Origin of the sequence: Pantoea sp. (assembly GCF_039594315.1) — a bacterium.
In the GTDB taxonomy this organism is placed as follows: Bacteria; Pseudomonadota; Gammaproteobacteria; order Enterobacterales; family Enterobacteriaceae; genus Pantoea.
The window spans coordinates 192,271-210,789 of record NZ_JBCNNP010000003.1 but is presented as its reverse complement, the minus strand read 5'-3'; the positions used below and the strand labels follow the sequence as shown (position 1 = coordinate 210,789).

At 53.2% G+C, this 18,519-nt stretch carries 17 protein-coding genes; 9 read left to right on the top strand and 8 right to left on the bottom strand.

Annotated elements, in window-relative coordinates; genetic code table 11:
* The first annotated feature begins 3 nt into the window (after positions 1–3).
* Positions 4–1,683: a choline dehydrogenase gene (gene betA, locus ABDW13_RS04100; RefSeq protein ID WP_343551140.1), complete on the top strand. Its 1,680-nt coding sequence runs from the start codon at positions 4–6 to the stop codon at positions 1,681–1,683.
* A gap of 235 nt (positions 1,684–1,918) precedes the next feature.
* Positions 1,919–2,839 carry an alpha/beta hydrolase gene (locus ABDW13_RS04095; protein WP_343551139.1) on the top strand — a complete coding sequence of 307 codons (921 nt, stop codon included), beginning with the start codon at positions 1,919–1,921 and terminating at the stop codon, positions 2,837–2,839.
* Here the strand turns inward: ABDW13_RS04095 and ABDW13_RS04090 are convergent.
* The 4 genes from ABDW13_RS04090 to ABDW13_RS04075 all read right to left on the bottom strand — a co-directional run bounded on the left by ABDW13_RS04090 (position 2,810) and on the right by ABDW13_RS04075 (position 7,470).
* Positions 2,810–3,493 (bottom strand): isochorismatase family cysteine hydrolase, encoded by a 684-nt coding sequence (locus ABDW13_RS04090; RefSeq protein ID WP_343551138.1) that lies wholly within the window; start codon positions 3,491–3,493, stop codon positions 2,810–2,812. The genes ABDW13_RS04095 and ABDW13_RS04090 overlap by 30 nt on opposite strands.
* Entirely contained in the window at positions 3,486–4,796 is a 1,311-nt protein-coding gene (locus ABDW13_RS04085; protein WP_343551137.1) for a cytosine permease, read from the bottom strand. Before ABDW13_RS04085 ends, ABDW13_RS04090 begins: the two co-directional genes overlap by 8 nt.
* Positions 4,789–6,237 (bottom strand): amidase, encoded by a 1,449-nt coding sequence (locus tag ABDW13_RS04080; protein ID WP_343551136.1) that lies wholly within the window; start codon positions 6,235–6,237, stop codon positions 4,789–4,791. The genes ABDW13_RS04085 and ABDW13_RS04080 overlap by 8 nt, the downstream gene beginning before the upstream one ends.
* Before the next feature lie 336 nt (positions 6,238–6,573).
* Positions 6,574–7,470 carry a LysR family transcriptional regulator gene (locus ABDW13_RS04075; protein WP_343551135.1) on the bottom strand — a complete coding sequence of 299 codons (897 nt, stop codon included), beginning with the start codon at positions 7,468–7,470 and terminating at the stop codon, positions 6,574–6,576.
* Positions 7,471–7,567: 97 nt separating this feature from the next.
* Between ABDW13_RS04075 and ABDW13_RS04070 the strand changes: the two genes are divergently transcribed.
* Positions 7,568–8,617 (top strand): SDR family oxidoreductase, encoded by a 1,050-nt coding sequence (locus ABDW13_RS04070; protein WP_343551134.1) that lies wholly within the window; start codon positions 7,568–7,570, stop codon positions 8,615–8,617.
* Positions 8,618–8,659: 42 nt separating this feature from the next.
* Here ABDW13_RS04070 and ABDW13_RS04065 read toward each other — a convergent pair whose 3' ends face one another.
* Positions 8,660–8,995 (bottom strand): SMR family transporter, encoded by a 336-nt coding sequence (locus tag ABDW13_RS04065; protein WP_343551133.1) that lies wholly within the window; start codon positions 8,993–8,995, stop codon positions 8,660–8,662.
* Between the two features lie 139 nt (positions 8,996–9,134).
* Here ABDW13_RS04065 and ABDW13_RS04060 point away from each other — a divergent pair, with 139 nt between their 5' ends.
* A complete protein-coding gene (locus ABDW13_RS04060; RefSeq protein WP_343551132.1) occupies positions 9,135–10,205 on the top strand; it encodes an ABC transporter substrate-binding protein in 1,071 nt (356 codons plus the stop codon).
* Positions 10,174–10,896, top strand: coding sequence for a substrate-binding domain-containing protein (locus tag ABDW13_RS04055; protein ID WP_343551131.1), 723 nt, complete (start codon positions 10,174–10,176; stop codon positions 10,894–10,896). The genes ABDW13_RS04060 and ABDW13_RS04055 overlap by 32 nt, the downstream gene beginning before the upstream one ends.
* A gap of 9 nt (positions 10,897–10,905) precedes the next feature.
* On the opposite strand, the gene ABDW13_RS04050 is transcribed toward ABDW13_RS04055, so the two are convergent.
* Both ABDW13_RS04050 and ABDW13_RS04045 read right to left on the bottom strand, forming a co-directional pair.
* Positions 10,906–12,246, bottom strand: coding sequence for a hypothetical protein (locus ABDW13_RS04050; RefSeq protein ID WP_343551130.1), 1,341 nt, complete (start codon positions 12,244–12,246; stop codon positions 10,906–10,908).
* 189 nt (positions 12,247–12,435) lie between these two features.
* Positions 12,436–13,359, bottom strand: coding sequence for an AraC family transcriptional regulator (locus ABDW13_RS04045; RefSeq protein ID WP_343551129.1), 924 nt, complete (start codon positions 13,357–13,359; stop codon positions 12,436–12,438).
* A gap of 163 nt (positions 13,360–13,522) precedes the next feature.
* Here ABDW13_RS04045 and ABDW13_RS04040 point away from each other — a divergent pair, with 163 nt between their 5' ends.
* From ABDW13_RS04040 to yddG, 4 genes are all read left to right on the top strand, one after another.
* Positions 13,523–14,272 (top strand): SDR family oxidoreductase, encoded by a 750-nt coding sequence (locus tag ABDW13_RS04040; RefSeq protein ID WP_343551128.1) that lies wholly within the window; start codon positions 13,523–13,525, stop codon positions 14,270–14,272.
* 16 nt (positions 14,273–14,288) lie between these two features.
* Positions 14,289–15,002, top strand: coding sequence for an SDR family oxidoreductase (locus tag ABDW13_RS04035; RefSeq protein WP_343551127.1), 714 nt, complete (start codon positions 14,289–14,291; stop codon positions 15,000–15,002).
* A gap of 185 nt (positions 15,003–15,187) precedes the next feature.
* Positions 15,188–16,162 (top strand): AEC family transporter, encoded by a 975-nt coding sequence (locus tag ABDW13_RS04030; protein ID WP_343551126.1) that lies wholly within the window; start codon positions 15,188–15,190, stop codon positions 16,160–16,162.
* Positions 16,163–16,242: 80 nt separating this feature from the next.
* Positions 16,243–17,130, top strand: a complete 888-nt coding sequence (gene yddG, locus ABDW13_RS04025) for an aromatic amino acid DMT transporter YddG (protein WP_343551125.1) — start codon at positions 16,243–16,245, stop codon at positions 17,128–17,130.
* A gap of 157 nt (positions 17,131–17,287) precedes the next feature.
* Here the strand turns inward: yddG and ABDW13_RS04020 are convergent, their stop codons facing one another.
* Positions 17,288–18,490, bottom strand: a complete 1,203-nt coding sequence (locus ABDW13_RS04020) for an FAD-dependent oxidoreductase (RefSeq protein WP_343551124.1) — start codon at positions 18,488–18,490, stop codon at positions 17,288–17,290.
* Between the last annotated feature and the right edge of the window lie 29 nt (positions 18,491–18,519).

Genomic DNA, 18,519 nt, shown 5'->3' with positions numbered 1-18,519 from the left:
CTAATGGAATTTGATTACATCATTATCGGAGCCGGATCCGCAGGGAACGTTTTGGCAACAAGACTGACCGAAGATAGCAGCGTTAACGTGCTGCTTTTAGAAGCGGGCGGCCCAGATTACCGCTTCGATTTCCGTACACAGATGCCAGCGGCATTGGCTTATCCATTGCAAGGCAAGCGTTACAACTGGGCGTATGAGACTGAACCTGAGCCTTTCATGAATAACCGCCGCATGGAATGCGGACGCGGCAAAGGTTTAGGCGGCTCATCGCTGATCAACGGTATGTGTTACATCCGCGGTAATGCGATGGATCTGGATAATTGGGCCAAAGAACCTGGTCTGGAAAACTGGAGCTACCTCAACTGCCTGCCCTATTATCGCAAGTCTGAAACGCGCGATATCGGCGCCAATGATTATCATGGCGGCGAAGGTCCAGTCAGCATCACCACCTGCAAACCGGGCAACAACCCGCTGTTTGCGGCGATGATTGAAGCGGGCGTACAAGCGGGTTATCCGCGTACCGACGATCTTAACGGCTATCAGCAAGAAGGCTTTGGCCCGATGGATCGCTTCGTGACGCCGAAAGGACGCCGCTCCAGCACCGCGCGCGGTTATCTTGATACCGCCAAAGTGCGTCCGAACCTGAAAATCATCACGCACGCCACCACCGACCGCATTCTGTTTGAAGGCAAGCGTGCCGTCGGCGTTCAGTTTTTACAGGGCGCGAGCAACACCTCGCATAACGTTTACGCTCGTCGCGAAGTGCTGCTGTGTGCAGGCGCGATTGCCTCGCCACAAATTCTGCAACGTTCTGGCGTTGGCTCAGCGGAATTGCTGAAACAGTTCGATATTCCGCTGGTGCATGATCTGCCAGGCGTGGGCGAGAATTTGCAGGATCACCTGGAAATGTACCTGCAATACGAGTGCAAAGAACCGGTGTCGCTCTACCCCGCGCTGAAATGGTGGAACCAGCCGAAAATCGGTGCTGAATGGTTGTTTAACGGCACTGGCGTTGGTGCCAGCAACCACTTTGAAGGCGGCGGCTTTATTCGCAGCCGTGAAGAGTTCAGCTGGCCGAATATTCAGTATCATTTCTTGCCGGTGGCGATTAATTACAACGGCTCAAACGCGGTGGAAGCACACGGATTCCAATGTCACGTTGGTTCGATGCGCTCGCCAAGCCGTGGTCACGTGCGCCTGAAATCACGCGATCCGCGTCGTGATCCGGCAATTCTGTTTAATTACATGTCACACGAACAGGATTGGCAGGAATTCCGCGATGCGATTCGTATTACGCGTCAAATCATCAACCAACCGGCGCTAGATAAGTATCGCGGCGCAGAAATCAGCCCAGGTTTGGATTGCCAAACCGATGAGCAGTTGGATGAGTTTGTGCGTAATCACGGCGAAACCGCCTATCATCCGTGCGGCACCTGCAAAATGGGCAGCGATGAGATGGCGGTAGTGGATGGCGAAGGCCGCGTGCACGGCGTTGAAGCGCTGCGCGTGGTAGATGCCTCTATCATGCCGCTGATCATTACCGGCAATCTGAACGCCACCACCATTATGATTGGTGAAAAAATCGCGGATAATATTCGCGGTCGCGAGCCATTGGCGCGCAGCGAAGCAGATTACTTCGTTGCCGGTGAAATGCCGGTACGTGCAGAACCGATGCGCGCATAAATCTTATCTTTGGGCGGCGTTCTGTCGCCCTTTTCTCTTTGCTATTAATCACACTGGTAGAAATTAAATCGCACGGAAGGTTAGGCGTAAGTAACATCTTCAATATTAAAGTATGTTGTAACTATAACCACTAATTTCCTTTCTTTTCGCATTTGGACATACAAATCCACACCTACTTCATCTTCTCTGCCGATTTCTCTGTTTCAATACACATCCCATTTGATGAGGATTTGCCATGCATCGCCGTGATTTTCTGTCGTGTCTTGCTCTTACGGCTTTAAGTACGCGAAGTGGATTTTCTTTTGCGACATCAACACCTATAGCGCGGCAAGTTTTGCCGTTGTGGCCTGATTTACCGCCCGGCGGCGGCGGTCCTTCAGGCAGTTTGGAGGTTTCACGCAAAGGCGCACAACGTAATATCGCGATGCCTACGCTCACCGTTTTAACGCCGCCAAAACCTAATGGACATGCCGTGTTGATCGCCGCAGGCGGTGGCTACACGCGCATTGAAATGGCGAAAGAAGCGTGGCCCGCCGCAACATGGTTGACCGCGCGCGGCTATACCGCCTATGTGTTGAGCTATCGCTTGCCGCATGAAGGTTGGAAAGATGGCGCATTTGTTTCATTGCAAGATGCGCAGCGCGCATTACGCATGCTGCGTCAGCGGGAAAAACAGGTCAGCGTATTGGGATTTTCGGCGGGTGGGCATCTGCTCGGCATGGCAGTAACGCGCCCGGATTTCCGCTCTTACATGGCAACCGATGCGTTGGATAATTTGCCCGCCAGCGCCGACCGCGCAGCGTTAATTTATCCGATTATCACGCTTGAAGCGCCTTATACGCATACTTCCACCCACAAAATTCTGGTCGGCAAACAGGCAAGCGCCAGCGCCGATGCCGCCTGGTCGGTGCAGGAATTTGTGAATCCGCAATCGCCGCCCTTCTTCCTGGTGCAGGCAGAAGACGATCCGATTTCCGATCCGCATAACACGCTGATCATGGCTGCTGCCTGCCAGCGTCAACATGTACCGGTTGAGATGCATCGCTACCCTAGCGGCGGCCACGGATTTGGCATGGGAAAACCCGGCACACCAACTACTCAGTGGCCGGGATTGTATGAGAAATGGCTAAGCCAATCCCGCCAGCAACCTTCCTGAACTGGCCACCGCGCCAAAAATTCCGCCCTGCATGTGGATCATGCTCAACGCCGCTTCATGATGTTTTAACTCAGTCGCGGCGCAGCAATCTGATAGCACCAAACACTCGAAGCCGCGATCGTTGGCTTCACGCAGCGTGGTATGCACACAGACATCGGTGGTGATGCCGCTGATGATCAGATTACGTATGCCGCGACTGCGCAGAATCAGTTCCAAATCGGTGGCATAAAACGAGCCTTTGCCGGGTTTATCGATAATGATTTCGCCGGGCAACGGCGCCAATTCGGGAATGATCTCCCAACCCGGCTCGCCGCGTACCAGGATGCGACCGCACGGACCTGGTGCACCAATCTCCGCCTGCATGCGTTTTGAACGCCAGCGTTTATTGGCCGGTAGATCGCTCAAATCCGGACGATGTCCTTCGCGGGTATGGATGATCGGGAAACCCAATTCGCGCATCGCGGCCAACACCCGTTGCAGCGGTTCGATGGGCGCACGCGTAAGGGCGATGTCGTATCCCATGCTATCCACGTAACCGCCCTTACCGCAAAAATCGGTTTGCATATCGATGACGATCAGCGCGGTATCTGCCGCGCTGCAACGTCCATCAAACGGCCACGAATACGGGGTTGAATCAATGGCAAAATCAGGCATTTTTCTGCTCCATCAGGTTAACCGCGCTTTCGCGTTTCAATTTCACAATCAGCGTGTAGCTAATCGCCGCGGTCACCAATCCAATCACCGCTTCCCCAAACTGCGGGAATTCAATGTGCGCGATCACCGCACACAAACTGCCAATCGCCCAAGCCGCAAAGGCGCTGCCGCGCAGACGACGCATTTTGCGCTGTTCACTGATTTTCGCCATGAAGATCAAATCCACGATCATCACGGCACCAAACGGTGGCACCACAATGCCGAGCAAACTTAGCCATTCAAGGAAATAAGACCACACGCCCGCCAGCGCCAGTGCGCCGCCGATCACCCCGAGGATCACCGTCCATAAACGCATTTTGCTGCTGAATAGATGGCTGAAACCCACTGCGCCGTTGTACAGGCAATGCGTGCACACCGAACCAAGATTGATAAACACAAACAGGAACGCGATCACCGAAAGCCACATGCCGTGGCCCATCAGCATCGGCAGGAAATTACCGCCGTTGTTGACCGGATCAACCGCTGCGCCCACCGCGACAATCACCACGCCAAACAAGTATGAAATGACGTTAGCCACTGGGAAGGCAGAAAACGCGGCGATCACCGCCGATTTGCCATCTTTCGACCAGCGGGTGAAATCAGCCGTCATGGTGCCGGAATCGGCAAAACCGGCGACCACCATCGTCACTGCGGTGCCCATACTCATCGCGCCAACTGCACTGCTGCTGCCGGTAAATTGCGTGATGGTGCTTAAATCATGATCTTTGCCAATAAACCACAGTGCGACGACACCGAGCACCACAAACAACGGCGCGGCAATCATGCCAAGCACTGACAGCGCGCGCACGCCGAGGAAGGTAATCGCGGTATACAGCACCATAGCGAATGCCGTTACCGCCAGCGCGTTCCAGCCGAAAGTTTGATTGATCACCGTGCCGGTTAAGCCGGTTTGGAAGGCGTACCAGCCAATCACCACGGTAGAAAGAAAGCCCGAAACCAGGATGTAACCTTTGGTGCCAAAGGTACGTTTGGCTTGCAGCGCGAAGTTCATGCCGGTATTGCCCGCAAACCAACTCAGCGCGCCGACGTAGGCAAACAGCACCAGATTACCGAGCAGAATTGCCAGCAGCGCCGGCCAAAAGCCCAAGTGCCAGGTGATGATGCCGCCGAACAGCGCGTTGGTGAGGATCATCGGGAAACCAAACCATACCGCGGAGACAGAACCGGTTGAATGACGATGGCTAAGCGGTACCGGTTCATGCTCGAACTCCTGCTCCAGCGCAGGTGAATTTTTGTTAGTCATGGGCAACTCCGATTGAAGCAGGAAGAATGTGATTCCATGGTTGAATGCGCTCGAAGGCAGCACTTGCCGCCAGCACCAGGCCATCGTCCAAATGACGACCCACGATTTGCATGCCAATCGGCAATCCGCTGGCGGTGAAGCCCGCCGGAACAGATGCCGCCGGTTGGCCGGTGAAATTGAACGGGAAGCAGAAAGAGAGCCAATGATCGTTGCGCACCATGCGACCATCGATGATCTCTGGCCCCTGCATGTTGAGCGGAAACGGCGGCACCGTCAGCGTGGGCGACAGCAGCAGATCGTAGCGCTGCATAAAACGCCACATCTGATTGCACAGTTTCTTGCGCGTGGTATTGGCATCAGTGAAGTGCTCTGCGCGCCATTCACGTTGCAACATGGTGGAGAGATGCGGCGACATCTGCGATCCCAGCGCAGTTTGCATCTGACGCATGCCGGTCAGATCGCTTTCAAACGCCACCAGCGCGGCAAAGGTGGCGCCCTCATCGGCGATGCCGGGATCGACTTCATCCAGCTCAGCACCCAATTCACGGGCAAAGCGTCGCGCGGCTTGAGTGACAACGTCACGCACTTCGGGATCGACAGCGATATAACCGAAGTCCGCACTAAAGGCGATGCGCAAGCCGCTAAGTGGTTTCTCCAGCGACGTCAGCCAATCGACATCGCTGCATGGAATCGAATGGCGATCGCGCATATCCGGTCCTGCCATCACCGACATCATGAGCGCGCTGTCGCGCACGCTGCGCGTCATTGGGCCGATGTGTTCGAGAGATTCCCAACTTGAGACGCCGGGATAACGTTCATCGCGGCAGCCGGGCCACAACGGCACGCGCCCCATCGAGGCTTTCAGACCATATACACCACAATGGGCCGCCGGAATGCGTACCGATCCCCCGCCATCGCTGCCAAGCGCAATCGGACATAAACGTGCAGCCAACGCCGCACCGGAACCAGCACTTGAACCGCCTGGCGTTTTGCTCAAATCCCACGGATTGCGCGGTGAAGGAAACAGCGGATTGTGCCCCACGCCGCTGTAACCAAATTCCGGCGCAGTGGTTTTGCCAAGCAACACCGCATCGGCGGCCAGCAGGCGCTCAACGGTAATGTCATCTTCTTCCGGAATGAAATCTGCATAGGCAACCGAACCTGAGGTGGTTTTCACGCCAGCGGTGCAAATCAAATCTTTCACCGCCAGCGGCACACCCGCTAACGGCCCTAAGGTTTCGCCACGTGCACGTCGGGCATCAATCGCCGCCGCCTGTTGCAGCGCCAGTTGCGGCGTAGCGGTACAAAACGCCTGAATCTGTGGCTCGCGCTGTTCCATACGATCAATAGTGGCCTGCGCCAGCTCTCGTGCCGACACCTCACCGCCGCGTACTAACGCTGCCAGCGTGGTGGCATCTTCATCCAACAGTGCATCAAACATGCGAATACTCCCGATTTATGATTTATCAGGAAGATTGCAGTTAACGTGCCAAAATGGTTGGCAAATGCCGGCAATTCAAGCAAAGCCAGATGGGATACGCTCTTGGATACAAGATCGAATACTTATGTTTCTTTACGAAGCAGCGTTGGTGTGGATTGGCACGAAAATGGCGCAGAGATGCGCCATGATGGACACGGCATCCAATAACTGCGCATTCCGTAGCGGCGCGATTTATCGCGTTCAGTTGATTTTAAAAGGTCAAGACAACGCGATAAATCGCGCCGCTACGATACGTTCGTTCTGTGAATGTGGTTCCCTGCGATGAACTGATAATTTCTAATTCGGTGGCAGCTCCGCCACAACCTGTTCAATGAGTTCTACCACGCGTCTAACGCGCAATGGAATAAACCGCGCATCAGGAAAAACGGCATACAGAAAGCGGTCCGGCAAACGATATTCCGGCAGGATTCGCACCAACCTTGCCGTTTTGACCGCCTCACTCACCAGTGGCAGCTGCATCGCGCCGACGCCAATATTGGCTTGCAGCGCCTGTAGCAGACCTTCACTGCTATTAGCGCGGAACACGGTATTCACTTTCAGCGTCACGCTTTGTTGTTTATCGCTGATAAGGCGCAGCGGTGCATCTTGTGCAATCGCGCTGAAACGCACATATGGCTGCTGAGCCAACTGCTCAAGCGTGGTGATCGGTTGATCGCGTACACGTTCTGATGCAGCAAACAGCGGCGTTTCTATACGCGATAAAAAACGCGCTGCATATTGTTCCGGTGGGGTTTCGCTGAGCCGCAGTGCAATATCGACGCGTTCGCTCACCACATCCACAATCCGATCGTCTAACGCGAGGGTGAGATGCAATTCGGGGTTGAGCCGTTGCAAATTCAATAAATGCGGCAAAAAAAGCTGCCCCAATCCGCTGGGAAGCTGAATATGCACCTTGCCTTTGAGCGCTTGCTGCACCGGACGAAGCTGGCCTTCTACTTCTTGCATCGCGGCAAGCAGCGGCCGCATCTGCTGCAAATAGCGTTCGCCTTGTTCGGTTAATGCCATGGCGCGCGTGGTGCGATGCAATAAAACCACGCCAAGCTCATCCTCCAGCGCCGCAATTTGCTGGCTCACGGCTGATTGCTTCATGCCAGTTTGGCGTGCCGCCGCCGAAAATGATCCTGCTTCAGCCACACAAATAAAGGTATTGATGGCGTTGAGTTTGTTATTCATTTAATGATTTTTCTGATAAGTGACATCGGGTTCGAGGGATATCAGCAATAAAAATAATAGATAACACTGGGCGTGTCTTGTTCTGAGGAGAAAAAACATGTCGCAGGAGAATCGCGTTGCGTTAGTCGCGGGGGCAACCGGCATTGTCGGCCGTCAATTGATCAAAACGCTGCGCCAGCAGCAATGGCAGGTCATCGGATTATCACGTCACTCATCCACAGATAACGCTATTCCCATCATCGAAGTCGATTTACTGGATGCGCAATACAGCGCGCAAGCCCTGGCGCCGCTTAATCAGGTTACGCATATTTTCTATAGCGCCTGGCTGAATGCCGCCAATTGGCAGGAGATGATCGAACCGAACGTCACGATGCTGCGCAACGTGGTGACGCAAATCGAAAACGTCGCGCCGTTACGCAGTGTGAGTTTGATGCAGGGCTACAAAGTGTATGGCGCGCATTTAGGGGCGTTCAAAACGCCTGCGCGGGAAAGCGATCCCGGCGTTCCTGGGGCCGAATTCAACGCAGAGCAGTTGCGCTGGCTGCGTGAACATCAACACGGTAAAAGCTGGTATTGGCAAGCACTGCGCCCCGGCGTGGTCGGCAGCGCAGCCACCGGCAACGCCATGAATCTGGCACTGAGCATCGCGATTTACGCATCATTGTGCAAAGCGCAAGGTTTGCCATTGCGTTTTCCCGCGTCGTGGCAGACGTGGAATAGCATGGTAGATCATACCGATGCCGACTTATTGGCGCAGGCCACATTATGGGCGGCTGATGCCCCCAACGCGCGCAATCAGGCGTTCAATATCAATAATGGCGATTTATGGCGCTGGAGTGAGTTATGGCCCGCGATAGCAGATTGGTTTGGTTTGGAAATGGCACCCGCGGTCAACTTATCTTTTCAGCAGCTTTTTCAGGATTACCGAGGCGTTTGGCGTGGATTAGCCGCGCAGCATCAACTTGCCGAATCAGACATTTTGCAGCTCAATGATGGTCAGTTTGCCGATTTTGTTTTCAGTTGGGATTACGACATGTTTGGCGATGGCAGCAAACTCCGGCGCGCAGGTTTCAGCGGATATCGCGCTACGGACCAGATGTTTTTTGATCTCTTCGCTGAACTGCGCGCGGCGAGGATTATCCCATAATCCCCTCAAGGGAAGCGTCTGCTTCCCTACTCTGCTGAACGATTAATGCAGAATGGTTTTGGAGAAAACCTGAATCACCACAATACCCAAACCAATCAACATCAAGCCCGCCAGCGCCGGCCAGTCGAGTTTCTGCCCATAAAAGAGATACGACATGATCGAGACGAGAAAAATGCCCATGCCGGCCCAAATTGAATAGGCGATGCCGACATTCATCTGCTTGACCACTTGCGACAGACCATAAAACGAGATGGCATAACCGATTACCACCACCGCACTTGGAATCAGGCGAGTGAATCCTTGGGAAGCCTTCATCATGGTGGTCGCCACTGTCTCGGCCAGAATCGATATCGCCAATATCACGTAAACGCTTTTCATGTCTTTATTCCCTATACATGTCAGATAAAAAAGTTAAACGCTGATTCCGCACCAAAGCGTAGCAACTCAACCACAAACATTCATATCCAGCCCTAATTAACCGCTATATAATCCGCTGCACAACGTACAAGGAGCGATTATGCAGCCCATTTTTAGCCGGGTTTTTCTGGCCGGTTTACTCACTTTCACCTCGCTACACAGCTATGCCAGCCGCATCGTCACTGACCAAATTGGTCGCCAGGTCACCATTCCCGACGAAGTGGATCGCGTGGTGGTGCTGCAACATCAAACGCTAAACTTGCTGGTGCAACTCAACGCCACAGATAAAATTGTCGGCATTCTGGCCAACTGGAAACAGCAACTGGGCGATGGTTACGCGCAGTTGGTGCCAGAACTCACCCATAAAGCGATGTTGGGCGATCTCACGCATGTCGATCTCGAGCAACTGGTGGCGCTGCATCCGCAAGTGGTGTTCGTCACCAACTATGCACCGAAAGAAATGATCGACCAGATTTCCGCGCTGGGTATTCCGGTACTGGCGATTTCGCTCCGTCATGATGACGCCGGTCAGCAAAGCAAAATCAATCCCAGCATGAACAATGAAGATCAAGCTTACGATCTGGGCATTAAACAAGGCATCACGCTGATCGGGGATGTGGTCAACAAGCCGCAGCAGGCGAAAAAATTAATCGATGCCGCTTTTGCTGGCCGCAAATTGGTTAGCGATCGGCTAAAAAATCTTCCTGAACAACAACGGGTGCGCGCCTATATGGCTAACCCCGATCTCACTACGTACGGTTCCGGCAAATATACCGGACTAATGATGGCGCACGCGGGTGCCTTAAATGTCGCCGCCGCTACCGTGCAAGGCTTTAAACAAGTCAGCATGGAACAAGTGGTGGCGTGGAATCCGCAGGTGATTTTCGTGCAGGATCGCTATCCGCAAGTGGTGCAGGAAATCCAGCAAGACCCGCGCTGGCAGACGATTGATGCGGTGAAAAACCATAAGGTTTGGCTGATGCCAGAGTACGCCAAAGCGTGGGGCTATCCGATGCCAGAAGCTATTGGTCTAGGTGAATTGTGGATAGCGAAGAAACTCTATCCAGAAAAATTCCGTGATATCGACATGCAACAGCAAGCCGATAATTGGTATCAACGCTTCTATCGGACGCATTACCATGACAACGCTACACATCTTGGCAGCCGGTAGTTTGCGCGCAGTGTGGCCGGATTTAATTGCGGCTTTCAGCGCGCAATCGGGCTACACGATTACCACCGATTTTGGTCCGGCTGGCCTGTTACGCCAACGGATTGAGGCGGGCGAACGCTGCGATTTTTTCGCCTCGGCTAACTGGCATCATCCGCAAGTTTTGCTTGAGCAAAGGCGGGCCGATCAGGTGGGTAAATTTGCCGCGAACACGCTGTGCTTGACGGTGAAACGTGACATCGTCACGCCGGAGTGTGACTGGTTATCGCTGTTAATGCGCGACGATTTACGGCTCGCCACCTCAACGCCGTTGTGCGATCCCTCTGGCGATTACACATGGCAACTGTTTGATAACATTGAAATGCGCCACGCTGGATGGGGTGAAAAACTGCGGCAAAAAGCACAACCGCTGGTTGGAGGAACGATCAGCCTTCCGGTTCCAGCGGGTGCTCTCGCCGCGCAGTGGCTGATTGAACAGCAACACGCGGAGATGTTTATCGGTTACAGCAGCTATGCGCCGCGTTTACGCCATTGTGCGCAGTTGCAGGTATTTGACATTCCAGCCCCCTACAACGTTCAGGCGGAATATGGCTGGGCGCGCTGTTCGCAGGCCGCCCAGCCTTTCGCCGCGTTTCTTAGTTCCGACATCGCGCAAGATTTGTTACGGCAACACGGCTTTCAATCCATCAACTGAAAACCGCATTCAAGGATCAGTGGCCGAACGTTTGCTGCTGATCTGGTTGAGTATCTCTGCACGCAGGCCGTTAAGTGCTCGGCTGTAACGGCTATAACGATTGTCGGGTGCCAGCACATGACGCAGCAGAATGCAGTAATCCATTACTAAACCGGGCGTCCATGTCATGCCTTCTGCACGACTGCGCACCAGGCTTAATAGCCAGAAATCGGGATTAAACAACACCCAAAATCCCTTCAATCCGCGTTCACCCAGCAATCCTTCTGTCGCCACATCAACCGCTTGCATCACGCTAGTAGAACAATTGCGCGAAGTCAGGTTGTAGCGCGTATCGCTGGCGTTGCTCTGCCAATAATTGCGCAGGGCTTGCTGATTGTAATGTTGCAACGTCAAGCGCTTATCAGGGCGACACCACGCTTTGATCTCTTTCTCCAGCGACGGCAGGAAACAGCCTTCGACATCGAATTCCTCTTTCGCCCGCAGCGTTTTCAGGAAGCCGCGAAAATCGCGTGAAACATCGTCCGCCGGATACAGGCTGATATACATCTCATCGCCCATTTCCACAGAGGTATGCCCGGTTGACACTTCACCACGGTGATCAATCGCCGCGACCCAACGATCAAACCAGGGACGACGCCCAACCACATCGCCGGAACCGACCGGCGTCCAGATATAGACGTTGAGCGGCGTGGTGGGCGATTGCTGGCTAATAGGCGGATGAACGTAGCCTAATCCATGCGGAGCGCGCAGGCCGGTGCGGGTAAACAAAGGCAACGCCGTAACGCTGGTGTTGATCGGTAGCGCATGAATTTGCGCCGCCATCACCAGCAGATTGATTCCCCAACCCACCAGCAGCAGCGCAAAACCCAACGGCACGATCACATGTGGTGAAAGCGGCCAATCGGCGGCAATAAAGATGCTGAGCGCCATTTCCGCGCAGCCCAGCGTCAGCTTGCGCGTCCAGCGGCGACAGCGCATCAGACAGCAAGAGATGACGCGGAAACCGCCATCCAGCAAAAATACCGCGGCAAACACCAGTGAAATACACAGGCCGCTATCGTGCGGCACCAGAAATACTGCCGCGCCGAAAACTATTAACGCTGCTGATTTGGCGAGCGACGGCCAGGCAATGCCCGCCAGTGCATAGATGGCGCTGAGTGCTTCCGCGCCGCCTTCCAATACCAAAAACATTCCCAGCACATACAGCGGGAACGACACGCTGCCATGCTGCAATAAATCGATCACGATGCCGGCGCTGGCGGCGACACACATCACGCCCAACCCGGCGAGATAAGGCCAACCTGACCTGAGTGCTGGCCCGCCCATCAGAAGAAACAGTAGTCGCAACAAAGAAACACCCCAGCATTTAACTCTTAATTCAGCACGTTCTGTAGACGCGAGTTTTCAGCAGGAGTTCTGCTGACACTCATCAATCCTGATTTCGTTTACTGATGGTTGTCATTCTGCAGGCAATGTACTTGGCGAAGCTTAAAATTGGCTTAATGATTGATAAAAGTGATGAGCGTATGCTTGTGTGTCTTAATCGGGCCAGAACGTTTCGGCTTTAACTTTTAGGAGATGGCGCAAGCGTTGCGCTTCCTTCAGCGGCGAATGTCCAAAGAAGCGCTTAAACTCTCGATTAAACTGTGATGGGCTTTCGTAACCGACTCGTGCGGAGGCATCTGCCGCCGTCACGCCGCCCTTCACCATCAAAAAACGCGCCTGATGTAATCGCGTTGATTTCAGGTATTGAATCGGTGTAGTGCCGGTGTAGCTTTTAAAATGCAAATGAAAAGCAGCCGCGCTCATTCCGGCCTGTTTCGCCAGTGAACTCACGTCAATGTGGTAATTAAAGCCGGTATGTATCGTGCGGATGGCGTTGGCTATCTGACCAAAGTGTCCACGATTGGACAACGCCGCACGCATCGCCTTTCCCTGATCGCCAATCAAAACCCGGTAGTAAAACTCTTTCAGCAGACCTGGACCAATAATTTTCGCTTCGTTAGCGTCACTGGCAGCCGTGATCAACCGTAGCAATGCGCTGCCGAGATCGTCCTCTAGCGGTGAGGATTGCAGCGTTACCGAGCGCGACGTTTTTTCATCCTCGACATCCAGATGGCAAAGAATCTCGGCGATGGTTGTCAGGTTAAGCGAGATAGAAAGCGCCAGTAACGGCGATTCAGGTGACGCGACTGTTTCACTGGTAAATGGCAACGGCACAGCGAGTACCAGATAGTGTTGCGGATCATAGATGTACTCTTTGCCTCCGACGATCGCCACTTTTCGCCCCTGCAATACGATCACAATACAAGGTTCATACAGCACCGGCGTATGCGACATTGCTTCATCAACGCGTAGCAGCTTGACCTCGCTGATTGCGGTGCGGCTGTAACCTTCTTGCGGGGTGAGCGCCTGGACAGCGGCGATAAGCTTCTGATGTAGATCCTGAGACAAGCCAGACATAGCGATATCCGCATTAATATTTACGGATAATAATATGCACTTAATCCCTTCCATTACGAAATAAAAAAAGAGAAATAGGCAATAATGCTTTCCTAATCGCCATTGTTGCTCATGGCATCACTGTTTAGGCTGTGTCCGGTCAACATCGGTTCAGGAGCCTAACATGAGCGACAACTTTTACGGACTAAGAGGCAAAGTGGCAGTAGTGACTGGCGCAGCAGGCGACATTGGTGCAGCCACCGTCAAACTTCTGCTCGACCACGGTGCCAATGTAATTGCGCAAGATATCAACCCCGCCGTTAATCAACTGGAACTTCATCAGCGTGTTGTGCCGGTGATCAATGACGTGCGAGATGAGTATTCCGCTCAGCACACTATTCAACTGGCTAAAGACGCCTTTGGACAGCTGGACATTCTGGTGAACAACGCCGGGCGAACGCTTAACAAACCTGCCCTCGAGACAACTGTTGATGAGTGGGACACGCTGATGGCAATCAACGCCAGAGGCTATTTTCTCCACGCCAGGGAAGCTTTGAAAGCCATGATGCCGCGTGCACAAGGTTCCATCGTTAATGTTGCCTCGATTGTCAGCCGTATCGGATTGAAGCAAACAGCGGCCTACGCCGCATCTAAAGGTGCCATTGCACAGCTGACCAAAGTGCTTGCGCTGGAAGCGGGCGAGCACAATATCCGTGTCAATGCCGTTGCGCCCGGCGTGGTGGAAACCAACATTCTCAGCGGGATGGTGGCTGATAGCCGGGCAACCCTGGCCAGCTTCGGGCATCTGCACGCGCTAGGCCGAGTCGCGCAGCCAGAAGAAATCGCCGAGGTGATAATTTGGCTGGCCTCACCAAAAGCGAGCTTCGTCACTGGCGCAGTGCTAATGGCCGACGGCGGCTTTACCGCACAATAATTTCAGGGGAAACAGCATGCAAAACAACAGCGTATTGATTATTGGCGCAGAAAAGGGGTTGGGTTTAGGGCTGGCCGAAACGTGGCTGTCGCGTGGCTGGGAGGTGTTCGCGACGCATTTGCCAAATGGCGATGTAGCGCAGCTCAACGCATTGCAGAAGCGACATCCAGATACGCTGACTATCGGCAGCATTGACGTGACCCGCGCAGAGCAAATCCCACCTCTGCTGGCACAAATGGGTGGAAAAGCCTTTGATGTGATCTTTCTGGTCGCTGGCATTTTTGGCCCGCTGCATCAATCAGTGCTGCAAGCCAGCGATGATGAGTTTCAGCAAATTATGCTAACCAATACGTTCGGCCCCATTCGGCTCGCCCGTAGCCTAATTCCGCTGCTGAAAGCCAAAGCAACGCTGGCGTTTATGGCTTCGCACCGTGCCAGCATTGCCGCGCATACGCAGCAGGGAATCGAACTTGAACTTTATCGTGCCAGTAAAGTTGCACTCAATATGCTGGCGCGCGGCATTTTCCTCGACATTCAAGAAGCTGGACATACGGTTTTATCGATTCATCCTGGCTGGGTCGCAACGGCAATGGGTACACTGGATGGTGCAGTAGAGGCTGAGATTGATGTGGCTACCAGCGTGCAAGGCATGGTGGAGGTTGTTGAGCAATATCGACACGCTAACAATCACTTATTTATTGATTATAAAGGGGAATACTGGCCGTGGTGATAGCATGACAAGGTGCTAGTGCAAATCAGCGTCGATCCACAGAGCAAACTCGATAAAATTTTGGCGATTTCAGCCTGAAAACGCGAATAAATTCTAACATTTTTTAAATTAACTCTCTGTTTTGCATAATGTTAGTGTTGATGTTTTGGCATGTCGAACATTATGCCATTTTCCGGGGAGATATTGTGTTAACCACTTTTCTGATTCTGCTGCCGATATTTGGCTTAATTGCGGCGGGCTACGGCTGTCGTATGGTTGGGGTTTTAGGTCCAACTGCGGCCACTGAACTAAATAAATTTGTTGTCTGGTTAGCGCTTCCGGCGCTGCTTTTCGACATTATGGCGCATACGCCGTGGCACACCATTTATCAGCCCGGCTTCTTTTGGGCCTTTACCATTGGCTGTGCCGCCGCGTTTTTATTGGTGTTCTTCTTTCAAAAATTAAAAGGCAAATCCACCGCTGATGCCAGCGTTGATGGTGTAGCGGCAGCTTATCCCAACACCGGCTATCTTGGCTTCCCGCTACTGCTGCTGATCTTTGGTCAAAACAGCCTGATTCCCACCACCACCTCCACCATCATTGTGGCGTGTATTTTGTTTGCGATCGCCATCGCGTTAATTGAGATCGGTTTGCAGAGTGAGCGTCAGTTGCACCTGCTGGCGCTGAAAGTGGTGCGCGCCATTATCAAGAACCCGCTGATCATCTCGCCGCTATTGGGTGCAGCCTGCTCTAGCGCTGGCCTGACGTTGCCGAATAGCATCGAAACCTTCCTTAAATTATTAGGCGGCGCGGCAAGCCCTTGTGCGCTGGTGTGTTTAGGCGTGTTTCTCGCCAGCCGACAAAAAGCCAAATTCAGCGAGTTGCCGACTGGCGCCAGGCTCAGTGTGACTACGGTAGGATTAGTGGTGATCGCCAAATTAGTGCTTCAGCCTTTGTTAACGTGGATGGTGGCGGTTTGGGTATTTGCCCTGCCCGCTGAACTCACGCACATGGCAGTTCTGCTTGCCGCACTGCCAACCGGAACGGGTCCATTTATGCTGGCGGAGTATTATCGTCGCGATGCGCAGATCACCTCTGCGGCGATTTTGATTTCCACTGTGCTGTCGATCATCACGCTGGTCGCGATTATGCATGTCATGCAGGTCACGCCGATTGGCTAAGTGTTTTAGCATGACCAATACAAAGCGCCGTTGATTTGTTAGGATTTTGGCCCTCAAGGATACAAATAAGGACGCGGGCGATGCCGCAAAAGAAAGCGACGCTGATTGGTTTGGTTGCCATTCTGTTATGGAGCGCAATTGTCGGATTAATTAAAAACGTCAGCGAGGGTTTTGGCCCAGTTGGCGGCGCGGCGTTAATCTATAGCGCCAGCGCGTTACTGCTGATTTTTAGCGTAGGCCTGCCCAAACTCAGCACCTTTCCACGCAGCTATTTAATCACCGGCAGCGTGTTATTTGTCTGTTATGAACTGTGCTTGTCCCTTTCATTGGGATTCACCCACAGCGGTCGCCAGGCGATTGAAGTCGGCATGGTTAATTATCTGTGGCCGAGCATGACCATCGTCTTATCGGTGATCGTCACTCGGCAAAAAACCAGCCCGCTCATCATTCCCGGCGTAATCCTGGCCATCGCTGGGATTTGTCGTGTTCTGAGTGGCGATCACGGTTTTTCGTTCAGTGAAATGGCGAATAACGTGATGGACAATCCGTTGAGCTATGGCCTGGCCTTGAGTGGTGCGATCATCTGGGCGGTGTATTGTGTGGTGACCAAGAAAATCGCCAACGGCAGCAATGGCATCACCCTATTCTTCATTTTAACGGCGCTGACGTTGTGGGTGAAATTTCTGCTCTCGCCACAACCGGCGTTCGTCTATTCCACTGAAGTTTGGCTCAGTTTGGCGTTAGCGGCGATGGCAATGGGCTTCGGCTATGCGGCATGGAACGTGGGCATTTTGCATGGAAACGTTACCATTCTTGCTGCCGCTTCCTACTTTATTCCGATCATTTCGTCGATTCTGGCCGCCTTTATCCTCAGCTCGCATCTGGCGGTCTCTTTCTGGCAAGGCACCGCGATGGTGAGCCTCGGTTCGCTGCTATGCTGGTGGTCAACCCGCGCACAGCAGAGATAATGCTTATCAACAGCGCAAAATTAACTCATAGAACATTTTCTGTACTGTTGAGACTTCGTTGCTAATATAGTGACGCAACACACACAGCAATGCGTTGCTACGAGAATTTTCAGATTGGTAACGTTTTACCTGGCCCGCTTAGCGGGCTTTTTTTTGCCTACACATAACGCGGCTTTTCGCTGCGGAATCCCAAACCGATCAAACGGCCAAACAGATGACGCAGAAACGGGAAACGGCTGATGATCTGCGGCACTTTACTCGGCGTGCTGCGGGGACGTTTATTGCTGCTCATTTTGATTTGCAGGAACTGCGTGGCTACGGTAGGAAATTGACGGCGCTGCTGCACTTTTTGCAGATCGCGCAACGTAACCTTGCCTTGCCGTAACGGTGGGATCAGCATATTGGCGGCGGCAACGGCATCCTGAATCGCCAGATTGACGCCAACACCACCAATCGGTGACATGGCATGCGCCGCATCACCAATACACAACACACCCGGCTTCATCCATTGATCAAGGCGGTCGATACGAATCGACAGCAGTTTCAACTTGTCCCATTCATCCACTTCGGCCATGCGTTCAGCGCTGAATGGCGCAACTTGCGACATCGTGGTTTTTAACGCCTCCAGGCCCGCTTGTTGCAGCGCCTCAAATTGGCCTTTTTGGATGGTATAGCCGCATTGCCAATAATCGCCGCGATCAATAACGATAAAGTTTTGCTTCGGCCCTTTGTGGCCCATGCCCCAATGCGGATCGTCGGGATGTTTATCCAGACGGAACCACAACACATCACGCGGCGAACCAAAACTTTTGCCGGTTAATCCCGCTTTGGCTTTTACTTGCGAATTGCGTCCGTCAGCACCAATAACCAGGGTGGTTTTAATCATCAGCTCTTCGTTACCCTGTAACGTTTTCACGCCAGTTATCGTGCCGTTCTCATACACCAAATCATTGAAAGCGGTGGATTGCAGCAGAGTAAAGCCGGGGAATTGTGCCGCTTTGGCGGCGAGAAAATTGAGGAAATCCCATTGCGGCATAAAAGCAATAAAGCGGCATTGCACCGGTAAGCGTGAGAAATCAGCCATGGTGATTTCCTGTCCGGCGACTTCGGCTTGCAGTTTCTCAGCACGCTGATGCGGCAAAGCTAACAATTCATCCAGCAATCCCAGTTGGCGCATGATCTCCAGCGTTGAAGGATGGATGGTATCGCCGCGAAAATCGCGCAGAAAATCGGGATGTTTCTCGATCACCATCACACGCAACCCAGCGCGTGCCAGCAAATAACCGAGCATCAAACCCGCTGGTCCGCCACCGACAATGCAGCAATCGGTAGTAAGCGCTTTTCCTTCTGCTGTCTGCATAGTTTGCCTCAAGCCATTAATGATAATGG